Source organism: Bacillus pfraonensis, assembly GCF_050768835.1.
GTDB lineage: Bacteria > Bacillota > Bacilli > Bacillales > Bacillaceae_G > Bacillus_A > Bacillus_A pfraonensis.
In genome coordinates this window covers 1-291 of record NZ_JAHCDO010000115.1, presented here as the reverse complement: position 1 = coordinate 291, position 291 = coordinate 1, and the positions used below count along the sequence as shown (strand labels likewise).

Annotated in this window: 1 protein-coding gene; it reads left to right on the top strand. The window is 30.9% G+C overall.

Features of this window, described 5'->3' with window-relative positions; translation table 11 throughout:
- Positions 1 to 291 (top strand): Rpn family recombination-promoting nuclease/putative transposase (locus KFD70_RS29355; protein ID WP_431613561.1); only part of this gene is annotated, 291 nt, incomplete at both ends.

The following is a 291-nucleotide window of genomic DNA, read 5'->3' as shown; positions in this document are numbered from 1 at the left end:
CTATGTTACAAGATTCTTTAGAATCACCCATTGTTTCGTTACAATTAGAAGATCCACATTTATACAGGGAACATGAAGAGGATAAATTATCGATTTTAGATATTTCCGCAACATTAGATACAGGAACAAAGGTAAATGTAGAAATCCAGCTAAATAATAATCATGATATGATTAAGAGAAGTTTATATTACTGGGGAAGGCTATACACATCCCAACTTCAAAAAGGAATGCCCTATAGTTCTCTTCATAAAACAATTACGATTAATTTATTAAACTTTGTCATGTTTCCAG